Raw genomic sequence first — 17,894 nt, 5'->3', positions numbered from 1 at the left:
CCCGCCCGCTCGCCCGTTCCCGCGGCGCGCGTTTGGCGAAGTTATGGCGCCCGCGTCTTGGCTGCCGCTCGTCGGAACTCCCCACCAGGAGGCAATTCATGCGTGTTCCCCCGATGCTGCCCCGTGCGGCCCTCGGACTGACCGCCGCCGCGGCGACCGTGCTGCTGGGCACCGCCGGCACAGCGTCCGCCGCGCCCGCGGTCACCAAGCTGACCCAGGCGCAGGCGGCTTCGCAGCTGTCGGCGGCCGGGGTCACCCACTCGTCCAGCGGCGGGTGCACCACGAGGTCCAACTCCACCTGCACGTCGTACGAGCAGATCAACCAGACCACGGTCAGCGGGGTGATCACGCTCAAGCACGCGAGCGGCTGCGCCATCAACATCACCGGCGGCGCCGAGGTGGGCCACGCGTCAGGCACTTACTCGCATTACAACGGGTACAAAGTGGACACTGCGCACAACAGCTGTCTCGACGGCTACGTGAAGAACACCTTCAGCTACATCGGGCTTCGCGGCGACGGCTATCCACAGTGGAAAGCCGCGTCCGGAAACCTCTACTGCGACGAGGGCAACCACTGGGACATCACGTATTACACCAGCGGCGGCTGAGCGGTGGCCCGGCCGGGCCTGCCCGCTCTTGAGGGCGGCGGGCAGACCCGGCCGGTGGACGCCCGTCGCTGGATTGTCCGAAATGGACGGTCATTGGCCCAGTGCGTGGTCACGGAAATCCCGCGGTGAGACCCCCGTCGCCGCGCGGAAGGTCCGGGAGAAGTGGGCCGCGCTGGTGAACCCGCAGGCGCGCGCGACCTCCGCGATGCCCAGCGCCGCCTGGGCCGGGTCGGCGAGCAGGGCCTTCGCCCGGTCCACGCGCAGGCCCTTGATCCGCTCGGCGACGCCGCGGCCGTCGTCGAAGAGCTGGTAGAGCCGGCGGCGTGAGATGAACAGCGCGTCGGCCACCTGGTCGGCGTTCAGCGCCGGCTCGGGCAGGTGCGCGCACATGTACCCGAGCGCCTCGCGACGGCGGCCGGCGAGTGAGCCGGCGCGGTCCAGCTCCACCCGAAGTGCCGTGCGCAGCACCAACTCGGCGAGCCCCAGCAGATGGTGCGCGAGCCCGCACGGGTCCAGTCGTGGCCCGGCGGACACCACGTGCGCCACCGCACCGGCGACGAGCGCGCGTAACGGCGCGTCGACATTCACTGGGCGGAGCATCAGCGGCTGCAATTCGGCAGAGGTGAGCGAGAGCTTCGCCGTGGTGACCGTCAGCAGGACTTGGCCGCGCTCGGCGGGCAGCAGTTGGAGCGTGCAGTCGGCGAACGTCAGCCGCGCGCCGTTGTCGGCGACCGCACGCGGGACGGGGCAGCGCAGCAGCAACTGGATCCCGGCGGACCCGGTCTCGGAGCAGGGCCCGGCCGCGCGCACCACGAGCTGCCCGTTCGCTACTTCGGGTTCGCCTGTTCTTCCGGTGGTGTTCATCCCGTCCCGTCCTCCGCTCCGCGGCGCACCGCGATCCGGCACCGTCCACAGTGGATGCGACGCCGGGGCGGCCCGCGGGCGCCCGCGACTTGACTGTGCGTGCAGCAATTCTAGATTGTCGCTGCACGCAGGGACACGGCCGGCACGGCACAGCCCTGGTGACCTCACGGTATGCGCCCGGCTACCGCGTGTGCCGGGTGAGGTCGCCCACGACCGGACCGGGAGGGGGTTGACCGGTTCGGGTGAACGCGTACCGTCAGTGGGATGCTGCAGTCCGGTGGGGGCGCCGGCCTCACCCTCCTGACCACCGTCCGTGACGATGCACTGGTGCTGGTGACCGCCGCGGGCGAGATCGACGCTGCCTCGGTCCATGATTTCCGGACGGTGCTGGCGCAGGCCTGCGGGGTGGGGGACAAGCTGGTGGTCGACCTCTCCCGCGTCCGGTTCCTCAGCTGTGCCGGGCTTCGCGCGCTGGAAGAGACGAGCCGGGCGCGGCCCGCGCTGTCCGTCGTCGCCACCGGCCGCTTGGTGCTGCGCGCGTTCGACGTCTCCGGGGTCGGCGAGGCCGTGGACGTCCGCCCGCGGCTCACCGAGGCCTGCGCGTTCGCCCGGGCGTGACTCTCCGCCACTGTCGGCCGGACGAGTGGTGATCGCCCGGGAATGGGGGGCGGGCCCGGATCCTGGGTACCTCGGAGAAGGGGAAGCCGAGGATTCGAGGTGATCCGAGATGTCCACCGGGAGCAGCGCCGTGACCGGCCGGGCCGGTCCGCTCGTCGGGGGCGCGGCCGGGCTGACCGTGCTGGCCGGCCTCTACCTGATCATCGGGCCGTGGGTCGCGCGCTTCGGCGGCGCGGCCGAACTCGCCGTCAGCAACACCGTCGCCGGGCTGGCGATCATCGCGCTCGCCGCCGTGCGCACGCGGGACACCGGGCCACAGGCGCTCACGTGGGTCCTGCCGGTGCTGGGTTTGTGGGCGGCGGTGTCGCCACTGGTTCTGCACTACGGCGACGAGACGTCTCCGTCGGCGGGGGCGTTCGCGGGCAACGTGATCGCGGGCGTTGTGGTGGTGCTGGCCGGTTTCGCCCTGCTGCGCCGCCGCCGGGAGGCTTAGCCCGTACCGGTGCGGCGTCCTCATGGCCGATCTGCGGCGTTAGGGTGAGTCACTCGATGCGGACAAGGGGGACTGTGGTGGTTACGGAGTATCTGGGCCGGCCGGACGGGTTGCCGCCGGTCAACGGCTACAGCCACGTGGTGGCCTTCGACGGCCCGCTGGTCGCGGTGTCCGGTCAGGTGCCGCTCACCGCCGCCGGGGAGTTCGCCGGGGACGACGCGGCCGCCCAGATGCGGCAGGTCTTCGGGAACCTGGCGGTCGCGCTGGCCGCCGCGGGATCGGGACTCGACCGGCTCGTCAAGCTGACCGTGTACCTCACGGATCTGGCCGACCTCGGCGCGTTCCGCGAAGTCCGCGACGAATACTTGGACTCCGCCCGGCTCCCGGCCTGTTCGCTGGTCCGGGTGAGCGGCCTGGTGGACCCCCGGTTCCGGGTGGAGATCGACGCGCTCGCCACGCGCTGAGCGGATACCGCGCCACGGAAGCGATCGGCTAGGCCGTCCCGTGGCGGACGTCGATCCAGTCCTCATTGGCCGAACCCGGACGGTACGGGCTGTCGCGGCGTTTCGCGATGATCCCCGCCAGCCCGTGGTCACGGCTCGCCCGGGCGACGGCGGCGCCATCACCCGGGTGACTGGGCGGTGTCTGCCAATGCGGGCCGGCCAGGCCGAGCCCGTCGAGCAGCGCCCGCCGCTCGTGGTGGGGCGACTGCAGCCGTGACCGGAAATCCAGGTGCAGCACGTCCGTGACGAGGTAGAACGCGGGGTGCCGGTGCACCAGCCCGCGGGCCTCGGCGCCGTCGGCGGCCGCTCGGCGCCGGAGCCCGTCCGGGTCCGGCCGTCCGGCCGCGAAGACGACGATCTCCCCGTCCAGCACCACTTCCGTCGAGCCGAGCTGGGTGCCCAGGCCGCGCAGTTCGGGGTAGCGGGAGGTGACGTCCTCGCCCGTCTCGTCGAACGCCGTGACCCGGCCGCCGGCCGCGCGCAGGATCGTGCGGAGGCCGGACCACGCGAACTCGTACGCCCACTCGCCGTCCTCGGCCGCGTCCGGCAGCGGGCCCGGCCGCGCGGGCATCGGCGCGAGGAAACGGGGCGTGGCCTCGTGCCCGTCCTCGGCCGGGTCGAGCCGGGTCAGCTTCCAGGCGTTCTCGGCGGTGGGGTCGTGACGGTGGACGAGGGCGTAGCGCCCACGCAGCCGTTCACCGTGCAGGACGACCTCGACGCGGTGGTCGTTCCAGTGCAGCGTCTCGTAACTGCCGTGGTCCCAGACCTCCGCGTCACCGGTGTAACCCCGCGGCTGGTCGTCGATCCGCACCGCGAGCCGGACGCCCTCGGGCGACCGCGGCACCCCGCGCGGCACGGTCCAGGAGGCGAGCACGCCGTCGCGCTCCAGGCGGAGATTCCAGTGCAGCTGCGGGGTTCGCTGTTCGTGGACGACAAACCGGTCTCCGCGCGCCGCGGGCTTTTCCGGTGGCGCCTCGGATGGTTCGGGAGACGCCCCCAGCCCGCGCCGTCGCCGGTACTCGGCCAGCTCGTCGGCCACCGCGAGGCACCCCCGTCCACGTTCGGGAGCCGCCAGCCTAGCCCGCCGCGGGCACGCTGGGCACCTGCTCCAGCCAGCCCTGCCACGCCTTGGCCTGCTGGCCCGCGTCGGTGCCGCCGGAGAGGTGGCCGCCGGAGCCGTGGCCGCCGAACAGGTGGTGGCCGACGGCGATCGGCAGGCCCAGCTTCCAGCGGCCGTGGAAGCGCAGCAGCGCGTCCGGCGTGCGGACGCCGGCGAAGTTCGGCGTCGTGTAGTCCAGGACGCCCTCGACCGGCGGGAGCCCGTCGACGGTGAACCGCACCGGCTGTCCCAGGACCGGTTCCGCGGGCAGGCCCAGCGCGCCGAGCAGGTGGGGCCAGGCCCCGGCGTCGGCGGAGGCCTCGGGACCGTCCGCGGTCACGTACTCCGCGGTGCGGCCGGGGAAGTGCGCGAGGTAGTCGCCGAGGGTGGACAGGTACATGCCCCAGCCCAGGTCGAAGCTCTCGCGGTACTCGTCGCCCCAGCTGTCGGCGGCGAAGCCGTGGTGGGTGAAGCGGAGCACGGAAGTGCCGCCGTCCGCGGCCTCGATCAGGTACTCGAAGGAGTCGAAGTGCCCGTCGCCGTCCGGGAGGCCGTGATAGGCGAGCCGGTGCGGCGGCTCCCACGTGGTGATCTCGGCCTCGCTGTCGAAGCCGCCCAGCGAGGCCCGGATCTTCCGCGCCCCGCCGTCCACCTCGTGCTTGCCCATGAACCAGGAGTCGATCCCGGGCCCGGTGGCCACCGCGTCCCACACCCGTTCCGGTCCCGCGGGGAGCCGGACCTCCTTGTCCACTTCGAACTCGCGTGCCATGACCGCTTCCTCCTCGTTCGCCGGAACCACCACCGTGCCATTGACAACAATAACCATCAAGGGATCGGCGGCGCCTCCGGATCGGTGCCAGACTGGCGCCCGACCGAGGAGAAGGGGACCACTCACCATGCCGACCGTCGCCGAGCAGCTCATCGACGTCCTGGTCCAGTCCGGGGTGCGCCGGATCTACGGGGTGGTGGGCGACAGCCTCAACCCCGTGGTCGACGCCGTCCGCCGCACCGGCGGCTCGGCGCGGGGCGGCATCGACTGGGTCCACGTGCGCAACGAGGAGGCCGGGGCCTTCGCCGCGGCCGCCGAGGCGCAAGTGACCGGCACGCTCGCCGTGTGCGCGGGCAGCTGCGGACCGGGCAACCTGCACCTGCTGCAGGGGGTCTACGACGCGCACCGCTCGGGCGCGCCGGTGCTCGCGATCGCGTCGCACATCCCGTCGGCGCAGATCGGCACCGGGTTCTTCCAGGAGACGCACCCGGAACGGCTGTTCGCCGACTGTTCGCACTACTGCGAGATGGTCAGCTCACCCGAGCAGATGCCGCGGCTCGCGCGCATCGCCGTGCAGAACGCCGTGGGCCGCCGCGGCGCCGCGGTGCTCGTGCTGCCCGGGGACGTCTCGCACGAGTCCGCGGCGCACCCGACCGGTGAGTGCTGGTCGCTGCCCAGCCCGCCGGCCGTCCTGCCCGCCGGCGCCGACGTCGACCGGCTGGTGGAGCGGGTGAACCGCGCCGAAAAGGTGATGATCATGGCCGGCGCGGGCTGCCGTGACGCGCACGCCGACGTGCTCGCGCTCGCCGAAGCGGTGGGCGCGCCGGTCGGGCATTCCTTGCGGGGCAAGGAGTTCGTGCAGTACGACAACCCGTTCGACGTCGGCATGAGCGGCCTGCTCGGCTACGGCGCCTGTTACGAGGCCATGCACGAGGCCGACCTCGTCCTGCTGCTCGGCACCGACTTCCCGTACGACACCTTCCTGCCGCAGCGCAACACGGTGCAGGTGGACATCGACGCCGCGCGCATCGGCCGCCGGTCGGTGCTCGAGTTCGGCGTGCTCGGCGACGTCGGCGAGACGATCCGCGCGGTGCTGCCGCGGCTCACCCGGCGCGAGGACCGCTCGTTCCTGAACGCGATGCTGCACAAGCACGAGCGCGGCCTGCAGCGCACCGTCGACGCCTACATCAGCGACGTCTCCCAGCAGGTCCCGCTGCACCCGGAGTACGTCGCCGACATCCTCGACGAGGAGGCGGCCGACGACGCGGTGTTCACTGTGGACACCGGGATGTGCAACGTGTGGGCCGCCCGCTACGTCACGCCGAACGGACGGCGCCGGCTGATCGGCTCGTTCGTCCACGGCAGCATGGCCAACGCGCTGCCGCACGCCATCGGCGCGCAGACGGCCGATCCTGGCCGCCAGGTCGTCGCGATGTGCGGCGACGGCGGGCTGGCGATGCTGCTGGGCGAGCTGCTCACGCTCAAGACGCACGCGCTGCCGGTGAAAGCCGTGGTGTTCAACAACTCCTCGCTCGGCATGGTGAAGCTGGAGATGCTCGTGGACGGCCTGCCGGACTTCGGCACCGACCACGACCAGGTGGACTTCGCGGCGCTGGCGAAGGCCGCCGGGCTGCACTCCCGCCGCGTCGAGAAGCCCGCCGACGTCCGCGACGGCATCCGCGAGATCCTCGCCCACGACGGCCCCGCGCTGCTCGACGTGGTAACCGACCCGAACGCGCTGTCCATCCCGCCGAACATCACCGCCTCGCAGGTGCGCGGCTTCGCGCTCGCCGCCAGCCGGACGGTGCTCGGCGGCGGGGTGGGGAAGATGCTGCAGCTGGCCAAGTCCAACCTGCGCAACATCCCGCTGCCCTGACCCGCTCGTGAGTGTTTAGGACGGTTAGAACCGTCATCGCCACTCACGAGTCCCTTGGCGCCGGATGTCCGTCAAGGCCTCCTTACCCGCGTGGCACGCGGGTAAGGAGGCCTTGACGGCGTTTCAGTCCGTCTCGGCCATCGCCTCGGCGAACTGCGCCGCGTACAGCCGGGAGTAGGCGCCGCCCGAGTGCAGCAGCGTCTCGTGGTCGCCCTGTTCCACGATGTGCCCGGACTCCATCACGAGGATGACGTCCGCGTCGCGGATGGTGGACAGCCGGTGCGCGATGACGAAGCTGGTGCGCCCGGAGCGCAGGGTGTTCATCGCGCGCTGGATGAGCACCTCGGTGCGCGTGTCGACGGAGCTGGTGGCCTCGTCGAGGATGAGGATCACCGGCTTCGCCAGGAACGCCCGCGCGACCGTGATCAGCTGCTTCTCACCCGCGCTGACCGTGCCGCCCTCGTCGTCGATCACCGTGTCGTAGCCGTCCGGCAGCGTCCGCACGAACCGGTCGACGTGGGTGGCCTTGGCCGCCTCGACGATCTGCTCGTGGGTGACGTCGTCGGCGCCGTAGGCGATGTTCTCCGCGATCGTGCCGCCGAACAGCCACGCGTCCTGCAGCACCATGCCGGTCTTGTCGCGCAGCTCCTCGCGGTCCATCTTGGCGATGTCGACGCCGTCGAGGGTGATCCGGCCGCCGTCGAGCTCGTAGAACCGCATGAGCAGGTTGACCAGCGTGGTCTTGCCGGCGCCGGTCGGCCCGACGATCGCCACGGTCTGGCCGGGCTCCACGGTGAGCGACAGGTCGTCGATCAGCGGCGTGTCCGCCAGGTAGCGGAACGACACGTCGTGGAACTCGACCTGGCCGCGCACCACGTCCGGGCGGGCCGGCTCGGCGGGCTCGGGCGCCTGCTCCTCGGCGTCCAGCAGCGCGAACACGCGCTCGGCCGAGGCCACGCCGGACTGCAGCAGGTTCGCCATGCTGGCGATCTGCGTCACCGGCTGGCTGAACTGCCGCGAGTACTGGATGAACGCCTGCACGTCGCCCAGCGAGAGGCTGCCGGACGTGACGCGCAGCGCGCCGATGACCGCCACCAGCACGTAGTTCAGGTTGCCGATGAACATCATCGCCGGCTGGATCGTGCCGGAGATGAACTGCGCCCGGAAGCTGGCGTTGAACAGCGTGTCGTTGTGCTCCTTGAACACCTGCTCGGCCTCCGCGCGCCGGCCGAAGACCTTCACCAGCGAGTGGCCGGTGTACATCTCCTCGATGTGCGCGTTGAGCCGCCCGGTGGTCGACCACTGCTTGATGAACTGCGGCTGCGCGCGCTTGCCGACCTTGGCCGCGACGAACACCGACGCGGGCACGGTCAGCAGCGCGATCAGCGCCAGCAGCGGCGAGATCAGGAACATCATCACCAGCACGCCGATCACCGTGAGCAGCGAGCTGACGATCTGCGAGAGCGTCTGCTGCAGCGACTGCGCCAGGTTGTCGATGTCGTTCGTGACGCGGCTGAGCACCTCGCCGCGCGGCTGGCGGTCGAAGTAGCGCAACGGCAGCCGGGCGAACTTCTCCTCGACGTCGCGGCGCAGCGAGTACACCGCGTTCTGCACCAGGCTGGTGGTCAGCCGGGCCTGGATCAGGCCGAAGAACGCCGAGATCACGTACAGCGCCAGCACGATCATCAGCACCTGGCCGACCGCGTCGAAGTCGATGCCCTGGCCGGGAACCAGGTCGACGCGCGTGAAGATGTCCGCGAGCGTGGTGTTGCCCTGCGCCCGCAGCCCCGCGATCACCCCGTCCTTGGTGGCGCCCGCGGGCAGCCCCTTGCCGATCACGCCGGCGAAGATGAGGTCGGTGGCGCGGGCGAGCACCTTCGGCCCGACCACGGTCAGCGCCACGCTCAGCGCGCCGAGCACCAGCACCCCGGCCAGCGCCGCCCGCTGGGGCCGCAGCAGCCGCAGCAGCCGGCGCATGGAGCCCATGAAGTCCAGCGCCTTCTCGGGCGGCGCGCCGCCCGCCATGAACCGCCCCGGGCCCGCCGCCGCGCCGGGCCGGTTGCTGCGCGCCGCCGTGGGCCGCTCGCCGACCTCGGTGGCCACGCTGCCCTCGGCGGACGCGTCCCCTTCAGTAGGTTGTTTGTCGTTCATCACGCTGCCTCCTGTGCCTTGCGGGATACCCGCACCCAGTCGGCATCGCGAGTGGTGCTTCGCCATGGTGTACTCACGCTGCCTCCGCCTCAGTCAGCTGCGAAAGCACGATCTCCCGGTACGTTTCGTTGCCGTCCATCAGTTCGTGGTGGGTGCCGGTGCCGACGACGCGGCCTTCGTCGACCACGATGATGCGGTCGGCGTTCCGGATGGTGCTGACCCGCTGCGCGACGATGACCACCGTCGCCTCGCGCGTCTCGTCGGCCAGCGCCCGGCGCAGGGCCGCGTCGGTGGCGTAGTCCAGCGCGCTGAACGAGTCGTCGAACAGGTAGATGCCCGGCTTGTGCACCAGCATCCGCGCGATGGCGAGGCGCTGGCGCTGGCCGCCGGACACGTTCGTGCCACCCTGGGAGATCGGCGAGTCGAGCCCCTCGGACATCCGCTCGACGAAGTCCTTGCCCTGAGCCACTTCCAGCGCGTGCCACAGTTCTTCGTCGGTGGCGTCCGGCTTGCCGTAGCGCAGATTGCTCGCCACCGTCCCGGCGAACAGGTACGGCTTCTGCGGCACCATGCCGACCGCTGAGGCGAGCACACCGGCGTCGAGCTCGCGCACGTCGACGCCGTCCACGCGCACGGCGCCTTCGGTGGCGTCCATCAGCCGCGGGATCAGGTTGAGCAGCGTGGTCTTGCCGCTGCCGGTACTGCCGATCACTGCCGTGGTCTCACCGGGCCGGGCCAGCAGCGAGATGTCCTGCAGCACCGGCTTCTCCGCGCCGGGGTAGCGGAACTCCACGCCGCTCAGCTCCAGGTGGCCGTGCACGGCGCCGGGGGAGACGGGCTTGAGCGGCAGGCGGACGCTGGACTCGGTGTCCAGCACCTCGCTGATCCGCTCGGCGCTGACCTCGGCGCGCGGCACCATCATGAACATGAAGGTGGCCATCATGATCGACATCAGGATCTGCAGCAGGTAGGCCAGGAACGCGGTCAGCGCGCCGATCGTCATGGAGCCGCTCTCGATCAGGTGCCCGCCGAACCACAGCACGGCGACGCTCGAGACGTTCACCACCAGCATCACGGTCGGGAACATGATCGCCATCAGCCGGCCGACCCGCAGCGACACGGTGAGCAGCTCGTCGTTCGCGCGGCCGAAGCGCTCGCGCTCGTGCTTGTCGCGCACGAACGCGCGGATCACGCGGATGCCCATGATCTGCTCGCGCATCACCTGGTTGATCTTGTCGATGCGCGTCTGCATCTGCCGGAACGCCGGGCGCATCCGGGCGATGATGATGCCGACCGAGACGGCGAGGACCGGCACGGCGACCAGCAGCAGGCTGGAGAGCGGCACGTTCTGGTTCAGCGCCAGCACGATGCCGCCGACGCACATGATCGGCGCGGTCACCATCAGCGTCAGCGTCATCAGCACCAGCATCTGGACCTGCTGGACGTCGTTGGTGGTGCGGGTGATCAGCGACGGCGTGCCGAAGTGCCCGACCTCGCGCGCGGAGAAGTCCTGCACACGGTGGAACACCGCCGCGCGGACGTCGCGGCCGAGGGCCATGGCGGTGCGCGCGCCGAAGTAGACGGCGCCGACCGACGCGGCGATCTGCACGAGGGTGATCAGCAGCATCACGCCGCCGATCCTGATGATGTAGCCGGTGTCGCCCTTCACGAGACCGTTGTCGACGATGTCGGCGTTCAGCGTCGGGAGGTACAGCGCCGCGAGGGTCTGCACCAGCTGTAAGAGGACGACGAGCCACAGGGTGGCTTGATAGGGGCGCAGATGAGTGCGCAGCAGACGGACTAACACGGGCGTGTTCTCCCCCAAGTGGTGGTGGTTCGGTTCGGCAACTCTGGTGTTCGCTTCGGGCGCCGGGTGTTCGCCCCCGCTACGGCGCCGCGGCGGTGGCCCGGGCGGCCATCGCGGTCAGTTCGGGCATCCCGGCCGCGGCCTCGCGCAGGAGCTCCGCGAACAGTGGCAGGAACGACCGGTCGTCATTGTTCTGCAGCCAGGTCTGGAAGGCGATCCGGGACGCGCTCTGTACGATCCCCGCCAGCATGCGCGCGTGCAACGGGTTTGCCCCCTCGCCCGCGCGCTCGGCCAGCGCGTCGGCCAGCATGCGTTCGGCATCCGCGTGGGCGCGCAGCATCTCCCCGAACAGGCCGTGGTTGTGCATCATGTCGCGGACCCGGTGCACGTCCTCCCGCCGCGGCTGCTCCTCCCGCGCGGACTGGTCGACGGCGGAGTTGATGATGGCGTCCCAGATCGGCTCGCCGGCCGGGCGGGCGCGCAGCGCGTCACGGACGCGCTCCTGTCGCTCGACGATGAACGAGCAGACCGCTTGCTCCTTGCTCGAGAAGTAGTTGTTGAAGGTGCGCGGCGAAACCCCCACTTCGTTCGCGATGTCCTCGACCCGCAGCTGGTCCATGCCACGCTCCATCGCCAGGCGCAGGGCCGTGCTCGCGAGCGCTTTCCGCGCGGCGCGCTTCTTGCGCTCGCGCAGGCCCATGACAGGAGTGGAATCGGGGGACATGCGCGTGAGCTTAGCAAAAGTTGCGTGGCGCGCAAAAATCTGCGCGCCACGCACTTTTCGGGCATGGTTTCGGACCCGGTCCGGACGCGGCGGGCGCGGGCGAACGGCCGATCGGCGCCCGGGCGACTGTCGTGACCGGACGATTCGGGCTACGGTTGTTACCGAGCGTGAGTACGTTCCGGCCAACGGCGGAGGTGCGCGGCATGCGGGCGATGTGGAAGGGCTCGGTCTCGTTCGGGCTGGTGAGCATCCCGATCCAGCTGTACGCGGCCACCGAGAACAAGAACGTCTCGCTGCGCCAGGTGCACGAGGCCGACGGCGGGCGGATCCAGTACAAGCGGTTCTGCACGGTCGACGGCCAGGAGGTGCCGTACGCCGAGATCGCCAAGGGCTACGAGCTGCCCGACGGCGAGATGGTGGTGCTCACCGACGCCGACCTCGCCGAGCTGCCGCTGTCCACGCAGCGCACGATCGACGTGCTCGAGTTCGTGCCGCTGGAGTCGATCGACCCGATCCAGTTCGACAAGACCTATTACCTGGAGCCGCAGAAGAACGCGGTGAAGCCGTACCTGGTGCTGCGCGACGCGCTGCAGAAGGCGAGCCACGTGGCGGTCGCCAAGGTGGCGGTGCGGCAGCGGGAGAGCCTCGCGCTGCTGCGTGTGCACGGCGACGTGCTGGTGATGACCACGATGCTGTGGCCGGACGAGGTGCGCACCCCGGACTTCCCGTTCCTGCGCGAGGACCCGCCCCAGGTGCGCCCGCAGGAGCTGACCATGGCCGGCTCCCTGATCGACTCGCTCGCCGAGCCGGTCTTCGAGTCCGAGAAGTACTCCGACCACTACCGCGAGACCCTCGAGGCGATGATCGAGGCGAAGGTGGCCGGGAACGAGACGGCGAAGCCCGGCGCGGTCGGCGCGAAGGCCGACGTGCTCGACCTGATGGCCGCGCTGGAGGCGAGCGTTTCGGCCGCCAAGAAGACCCGCAAGCCCGTGAAAGCCGCTGATACCGGCGAGGGCGAAGGCACCGGCGAAAGCAAGGCGGCCGCGAAGAAGCCCGCCACCCGCACCCGGCGGCCGAAGAGCGCCTGACGGCCTGGACCGCGCCCGGAGTCCTGTCTCGACGGTCGCCGGCACCGGGGCTGAGCTGCGTCTCGGGCCAGGCCACCGGACCGGGCGACGGCGACACGCCGCCGGTATGCCAGACTCCGACGCTCCGCAGTGGTACCAAGAAAGCAGTGGTACCAAGAAAAGCGGGTACCAAGAAAACCGGGTACCAGGAAAAGCGTCCGGCGAGAACCCCAGTATCAGCGCGGAAGGCGGCATGAGCATGGAGTGCGCGTTCTGCACCAGCGGCATCGACCACTGTCACGGCACCTTGATCGTTCACCCGGACGGCGGGTTCGCCGAGTGCGCCGACGCCGGCTGCACGGACCTGGACCGGGTCCGGCACGCCCTGATCATCGACTGTCACACCGTCGACGGCGGCTGCGAGTGCACGCTGCCCGCCGAACGGGAGACGGTGCTTCAGCAGGCTTCCTGAGCCCTCCCGCGGCCCAGTGGCCGTCAAGGCCTCCTTACCCGCGTCCGGCGCGGGTAAGGAGGCCTTGACGGTTTCCGGGGCCGGTTGCCGGTGCAGCCGGTGATCCTTACCCGATCGTGTATGCAGCTGTGTACATTCGGCTTAGCGGTGTGCTAACACTAACGGGGTCCTTCGGCTCTCCCTCCCCCTCGGAGCCGGAGGACCCTTTATTTTTCCGTTTCCTTGACCGGTATTCCTGTCAAGGCGCCGGCTCAGTACCAGTGCGCCCGGCCGCCGATGCGGCGGCCGGAGCTGCCGACCACGGCCAGCACGGCTCCCGCCACGGCGAGGATGATCCCGATGGTCCAGAGGACCGGGATGCCCACGATGAAACCGATGACGAGCAGGATGATCCCGAGAACAATCACGGTTCGCACTCTCCTTCGCGTCCCTGCGGCCCGGCGAGCTGCCGGGCTTTCGGTGCGCACCCCAGGAGGATCGCCGCTCTCACCCGCCCCGAAACGGGGACGATCGGAGCAGCGCGGCTCGCGTTCGGCCCAGTGCCAGGCCTGGCACCGGCTCGCGGGGCTCAGTACCGGTAGTGGTCCAGCTTGTACGGGCCCTCCACGTCCACGCCGACGTAATCGGCCTGGGCCTTGGTGAGCTTCGTCAGCCGGACGCCGAGGGCGGCCAGGTGCAGGCGCGCGACCTTCTCGTCGAGGTGCTTCGGCAGGCGGTGCACGGCCACCGGGTACTGGCCCGGCTTCGTGAACAGCTCGATCTGCGCGATCGCCTGGTTCGAGAACGAGTTCGACATGACGAACGACGGGTGCCCGGTCGCGTTGCCGAGGTTCATCAGCCGGCCCTCGGACAGCACCAGGATCGAGTGCGCCGCCCCGGTCGCGGTAGCCGGGAAGCGCCACTCGTGCACTTGCGGCTTGATCTCGATCTTGGTGATGCCCGGCGTCTTCGCCAGCCCCGCCATGTCGATCTCGTTGTCGAAGTGGCCGACGTTCGCGACGATCGCGTTGTGCTTCATCCGTGCCATCTGGGCGGCGGAGATGATGCCGAAATTGCCCGTGGTGGTGAGGAAGATGTCGCCGCGCTCGACCACGTCGTCCAGCTCGACCACGTCCAGGCCCTCCATCGCCGCCTGGAGCGCGCAGATCGGGTCGATCTCCGTGACCACCACACGCGCGCCCTGCCCGCGCAGCGCTTCGACGGCGCCCTTGCCGACGTCGCCGTAACCGCAGACCACGGCGAGCTTGCCGCCGATCATCACGTCCGTGGCGCGGTTCAGGCCGTCCACGAGGGAGTGCCGGATGCCGTACTTGTTGTCGAACTTGGACTTCGTCACCGAGTCGTTGACGTTCATCGCCGGGAACAGCAGCTCCCCGTCGGTGGCGAGCTTGTAGAGCCGCTTGACGCCGTTGGTGGTCTCCTCGGTGACGCCGCGGACCTCGGCCGCGATGCGGGTGAACCGCTTCGGGTCTTGCGTGAGGCTCTCGGCGAGCGTCCGCAGGACGATCGCGTACTCGTCCGGGTCGTCCGCGGCCGGCCGCGGCACCGCGCCCGCCGCCTCGAACTGGGCTCCCTTGTGGACGAGCAGGGTCGCGTCACCGCCGTCGTCGAGGAGCATGTTCGGCGACTGCCCGCCGGCGAACCGGAACAGGAGGTCGGTGCACCACCAGTACTCGTCGAGCGTCTCGCCCTTCCAGGCGAACACGGGTGTGCCCTCGGGCCGCTCGGGCGTGCCGCCGGGGCCGACCACGACGGCGGCCGCGGCCTCGTCCTGCGTCGAGAAGATGTTGCAGGACACCCAGCGCACGTCGGCGCCGAGCGCTACCAGGGTTTCGATCAGCACGGCGGTCTGCACGGTCATGTGCAGCGAGCCGGCGACGCGCGCGCCCTTGAGCGGCTGCGTCGCGGCGAACTCGCGGCGGATCGCCATCAGGCCGGGCATCTCGTGCTCGGCCAGCCGCAGCTGCGTGCGGCCCGCGTCGGCCAGCGCCAGGTCGGCCACGGCGAACTCGACGCCGTTGAGGTTTCGCAGGGTGGGACTCATGTCTGCTGTTCACTTCCTCGGTAGTCAAAGGGGCACAACGGTTTCCGGGCACGACAGAACACGGCGACACCGGCGGTGGCACCGGGGGCGGGCCCGGGTTTCAGGAGGCGCGGACGGGGTCCGGCGCGGGGAGTTCCTTGGCGGACGACAAAAAAGCGCCTCCTTCGCAGGAGGCGCCCTTCTTCCGGTGATCACAGGCCGAGCGTGGCGAGGTCCCCTGACCCCGTCGCAGCGCCTCTCGGCCCGGAACGCGCCGCAGGACGGCGCAGGTGGTTTTCGGGTTCCACCTTGGCAAGCGGCCCGCGGCGCTGTCAAGCGGGCAGGCGGGTTACGACGCGGGCAGGTCGATCTCGGTGTGCCGCCGCGCGAGCGTGCCGGCCAGCTCGGCCAGCTTCACGTTCAGGTCCTGCGAAGTGCGGCGCAGGATATCGAACGCTTCGTCGGCGGTCACGCCGCGGCGCTGCATCAGGATGCCCTTCGCCTGGCCGATCACGTCACGTGAGTCGATCGCCTGGCGCAGCTGGGCTGTCTGCATCTCGGCCAGGGCCCGCGCCCGGGTGGTGGCCAGCGCGAGCGAGCCGTGGGTGGCCAGCAGCAGCGCGATGTTGCGGTCCTCCGGGGTCAGGACGGCGCGCCCGCGGGCGTACACGTTGAGGGCGCCGGAAAGCTCCGGCGGGCGGGCGTCGGGCAGCAGCGCGGTGGCGAGCACTGAACCGACGCCGTGCTCCGCCGCGGCCGGCCCGAAGCGCGGCCACTCGGTGTCACGAACGAGGTCCTGGCTTTCGGCATACGCGGGGCCGTCCGGGCGGGCCGCGCTGACACACGGGCCCTCGCCGGTCCGGTACTGGATCCGGTCCAGCTCGATCGCGACCTCGTCGGTCTCGACCGGGGTGGAGAAGGCGCCGTCCGGCCCGCGCAGCGTGATGCTGACGACCGACGCGGACGGGATGAGCTGGGCGGCGGCGGTGACGAGCTGCCGCAGCGCCTCGCCCACCGTGGTCGCGGCCAGGAGCGTCCTGGTCAGCCGGGCGAACTCGTCGCCCAGCGCCGCGAGCCGGTCATCCGGCCCGGTGGGCAGCGTGGAATCTCGCTCGTCGATGGTCACTCCGGCGAATACCCCGCCGCGGACCGTGGCGAAACGAAACGCGCGTCACCGCGGGAACTCGGCCCGCACGCCCAGCAGCCGCACGGGCCGGGTCAGCTCGAACCGGCCGAGCACCTCGCGCGCGGCCCGCCCGATGGCGCCGGCGTCCGACGTCGGCTCGGGCAGCGTGACGCTGTGGGTGTGGGTGAGGAACGGGGCGAAGCGGACCTTCACCTCGACGCGCGCCGCCGGGCGTCCCTCGGCCACGACGTCCTGGGCGACGCGGCCGGCCAGCACGCCGACCTGGTCGGCGATCGCGCCCGCGTCGGTGAGGTCCTGCTGGAAGGTCGTCTCACGGCCGCGCGAGCGGGCGACGTAGGGCGTGGCGCTGACCTCGGCGTCGCCGATCCCGCCGGCGAGCAGCCGGTACCACGGGCCGAGCCGGGGGCCGAACCGCGTGGCGAGGTCGGCCGGGTCGGAGCCGGCCAGCTCCAGCACGGTCGTCCAGCCCGCTTCTTCGAGCTTTTTCGCGGTCTTGCGGCCGATGCCCCACAGCGCGTCCGCGGGCCGCTCGGCCATCACGTCCCACCAGTTCTCCCGCGTCAGCCGGAAAACCCCGGCCGGTTTGGCGAACCCGGTGGCGAGCTTGGCGCGCAGCTTGTTGTCACCGATGCCGACCGAGCAGGACAACCCGGTCTCCTCGGCGACGCCGCGGCGGACCTCGGCCGCGAGCCCCTCCTGGTCGTCCGTGGCCACGCCGAGGAACGCCTCGTCCCAGCCGAGCACCTCGACCACCACCGGGAACTCGCGCAGCCGCGCCATCACGCGGTCGGAGACCTCCTGGTAGGCGGGCGGGTCGCTGGGCAGGAAAACCGCGCCGGGACAGCGTTTCGCGGCCAGCCGCAGCGGCAGGCCGGACCGCACCCCGAACTCGCGGGCCTCGTACGACGCGGTGGCCACGACCGCGCGCTCGGCGGGATCGCCGTTGCCGCCCACCACCACGGGACGGCCGCGCAGCTCCGGGTGCCGCGCGACCTCGACCGCGGCGATGAACTGGTCGAGATCGACGTGCAGGACCCAGGCCGTGGCGGACACGCCCCCAGTGTGCGCGCGACGGGCCCGTTCCCGCACGTCAGGCGCGGTCGGGCGGCTTGGAACGAGCCAGCGTCAGAACCGATTGTGCCGCCGGACGAGGTGCGCGGTCACCCCGCCCGCCGCGGCGAGCAGCGCGCACAGCGTGAGCGCGGGGCTGGTGGTCGCGATGCCGGCGACGAGCAGCGCGACGGCCGCCACGTCGAGCGAGACCAGCAGCACGGTGACCAGCCGGCGGGACCGGGCGGGCCGGCCGTCCCGCAGCGCGGCCACCAGCTCCGGGTCGCTGGCCTCGAACCAGCGCTCGATCTTCTCCAGCTCGCTGCGATCATGGTGACTGAGCATGGAAGTCTCCTTCGGCGGCCCGCCTGCCGGCACCTCCCGCAAATACCCAGGCCCGGGTTCCGCCAACCGCCCCACGGGCGATTCACCCGGCCGTCGCAAGATGTATAACGGCCTATACCGCGGCTCTGTTGCCGGCCGGGGCCCAGGGCTGTGCACTGTGGACGCTTGATCGGCCGGTCGGGCGACCCGGCGGTGACGGCCCGCCCGGGCGGGTGTTCGCCACACAGGCGGATGCAGTATCGTTACTGCGAGTTACGTCACGGAGGTCGGGCCACGCC

18 protein-coding genes are annotated in these 17,894 nt (G+C 71.1%); 7 read left to right on the top strand and 11 right to left on the bottom strand.

Annotated features, from left to right (window positions below; all coding sequences use genetic code 11):
- The first annotated feature begins 98 nt into the window (after positions 1-98).
- Positions 99-608, top strand: coding sequence for a hypothetical protein (locus OG943_RS15780; protein ID WP_328610524.1), 510 nt, complete (start codon positions 99-101; stop codon positions 606-608).
- 90 nt (positions 609-698) lie between these two features.
- Here OG943_RS15780 and OG943_RS15775 read toward each other — a convergent pair whose 3' ends face one another.
- Complete coding sequence (locus OG943_RS15775; RefSeq protein ID WP_328610523.1) at positions 699-1,472, bottom strand: helix-turn-helix transcriptional regulator; 774 nt, start codon at positions 1,470-1,472, stop codon at positions 699-701.
- A 264-nt stretch (positions 1,473-1,736) separates the two neighbouring features.
- On the opposite strand from OG943_RS15775, the gene OG943_RS15770 reads away from it, so the two are divergent.
- The 3 genes from OG943_RS15770 to OG943_RS15760 all read left to right on the top strand — a co-directional run bounded on the left by OG943_RS15770 (position 1,737) and on the right by OG943_RS15760 (position 3,047).
- Positions 1,737-2,090 (top strand): STAS domain-containing protein, encoded by a 354-nt coding sequence (locus tag OG943_RS15770; protein WP_328610522.1) that lies wholly within the window; start codon positions 1,737-1,739, stop codon positions 2,088-2,090.
- A gap of 109 nt (positions 2,091-2,199) precedes the next feature.
- Positions 2,200-2,583: an SPW repeat protein gene (locus OG943_RS15765; RefSeq protein ID WP_328610521.1), complete on the top strand. Its 384-nt coding sequence runs from the start codon at positions 2,200-2,202 to the stop codon at positions 2,581-2,583.
- 77 nt (positions 2,584-2,660) lie between these two features.
- Positions 2,661-3,047 (top strand): RidA family protein, encoded by a 387-nt coding sequence (locus OG943_RS15760; RefSeq protein WP_328610520.1) that lies wholly within the window; start codon positions 2,661-2,663, stop codon positions 3,045-3,047.
- Positions 3,048-3,075: 28 nt separating this feature from the next.
- On the opposite strand, the gene OG943_RS15755 is transcribed toward OG943_RS15760, so the two are convergent.
- Positions 3,076-4,125 carry a DNA polymerase ligase N-terminal domain-containing protein gene (locus tag OG943_RS15755; protein WP_328610519.1) on the bottom strand — a complete coding sequence of 350 codons (1,050 nt, stop codon included), beginning with the start codon at positions 4,123-4,125 and terminating at the stop codon, positions 3,076-3,078.
- 37 nt (positions 4,126-4,162) lie between these two features.
- Complete coding sequence (locus OG943_RS15750) at positions 4,163-4,954, bottom strand: SRPBCC family protein (protein WP_328610518.1); 792 nt, start codon at positions 4,952-4,954, stop codon at positions 4,163-4,165.
- Between the two features lie 127 nt (positions 4,955-5,081).
- Here OG943_RS15750 and OG943_RS15745 point away from each other — a divergent pair, with 127 nt between their 5' ends.
- Positions 5,082-6,830 carry a pyruvate dehydrogenase gene (locus tag OG943_RS15745; protein WP_328610517.1) on the top strand — a complete coding sequence of 583 codons (1,749 nt, stop codon included), beginning with the start codon at positions 5,082-5,084 and terminating at the stop codon, positions 6,828-6,830.
- A 123-nt stretch (positions 6,831-6,953) separates the two neighbouring features.
- Here the strand turns inward: OG943_RS15745 and OG943_RS15740 are convergent, their stop codons facing one another.
- The 3 genes from OG943_RS15740 to OG943_RS15730 form a co-directional block, all read right to left on the bottom strand.
- Positions 6,954-8,981, bottom strand: a complete 2,028-nt coding sequence (locus tag OG943_RS15740; protein WP_328610516.1) for an ABC transporter ATP-binding protein — start codon at positions 8,979-8,981, stop codon at positions 6,954-6,956.
- A gap of 73 nt (positions 8,982-9,054) precedes the next feature.
- Positions 9,055-10,788 carry an ABC transporter ATP-binding protein gene (locus tag OG943_RS15735; protein WP_328610515.1) on the bottom strand — a complete coding sequence of 578 codons (1,734 nt, stop codon included), beginning with the start codon at positions 10,786-10,788 and terminating at the stop codon, positions 9,055-9,057.
- Between the two features lie 79 nt (positions 10,789-10,867).
- The gene (locus OG943_RS15730) at positions 10,868-11,512 is read right to left on the bottom strand and encodes a TetR/AcrR family transcriptional regulator (protein ID WP_328610514.1); all 645 of its coding nucleotides are present in this window, start codon (positions 11,510-11,512) and stop codon (positions 10,868-10,870) included.
- Positions 11,513-11,715: 203 nt separating this feature from the next.
- On the opposite strand from OG943_RS15730, the gene ku reads away from it, so the two are divergent.
- Both ku and OG943_RS15720 read left to right on the top strand, forming a co-directional pair.
- Complete coding sequence (gene ku, locus OG943_RS15725) at positions 11,716-12,600, top strand: non-homologous end joining protein Ku (protein ID WP_328610513.1); 885 nt, start codon at positions 11,716-11,718, stop codon at positions 12,598-12,600.
- A gap of 238 nt (positions 12,601-12,838) precedes the next feature.
- Positions 12,839-13,051, top strand: a complete 213-nt coding sequence (locus OG943_RS15720) for a hypothetical protein (protein ID WP_328612074.1) — start codon at positions 12,839-12,841, stop codon at positions 13,049-13,051.
- Positions 13,052-13,302: 251 nt separating this feature from the next.
- Here OG943_RS15720 and OG943_RS15715 read toward each other — a convergent pair whose 3' ends face one another.
- The 5 genes from OG943_RS15715 to OG943_RS15695 form a co-directional block, all read right to left on the bottom strand.
- On the bottom strand, positions 13,303-13,458 hold the full coding sequence (locus tag OG943_RS15715; protein WP_328610512.1) for a hypothetical protein: 156 nt from the start codon (positions 13,456-13,458) through the stop codon (positions 13,303-13,305).
- Positions 13,459-13,619: 161 nt separating this feature from the next.
- Positions 13,620-15,095 (bottom strand): adenosylhomocysteinase, encoded by a 1,476-nt coding sequence (gene ahcY / locus OG943_RS15710; RefSeq protein ID WP_328610511.1) that lies wholly within the window; start codon positions 15,093-15,095, stop codon positions 13,620-13,622.
- 328 nt (positions 15,096-15,423) lie between these two features.
- On the bottom strand, positions 15,424-16,200 hold the full coding sequence (locus OG943_RS15705) for a GAF and ANTAR domain-containing protein (protein WP_442874725.1): 777 nt from the start codon (positions 16,198-16,200) through the stop codon (positions 15,424-15,426).
- Positions 16,201-16,245: 45 nt separating this feature from the next.
- The gene (locus tag OG943_RS15700; protein ID WP_328610510.1) at positions 16,246-17,274 is read right to left on the bottom strand and encodes a DNA polymerase IV; all 1,029 of its coding nucleotides are present in this window, start codon (positions 17,272-17,274) and stop codon (positions 16,246-16,248) included.
- 72 nt (positions 17,275-17,346) lie between these two features.
- Complete coding sequence (locus tag OG943_RS15695) at positions 17,347-17,616, bottom strand: DUF3040 domain-containing protein (protein ID WP_328610509.1); 270 nt, start codon at positions 17,614-17,616, stop codon at positions 17,347-17,349.
- Between the last annotated feature and the right edge of the window lie 278 nt (positions 17,617-17,894).

The sequence above is a fragment of the Amycolatopsis sp. NBC_00345 genome (assembly GCF_036116635.1).
Lineage (GTDB): Bacteria > Actinomycetota > Actinomycetes > Mycobacteriales > Pseudonocardiaceae > Amycolatopsis.
Note: the sequence above shows the minus strand (reverse complement) of the source record. Positions and strands in the feature narration are given on the sequence as shown.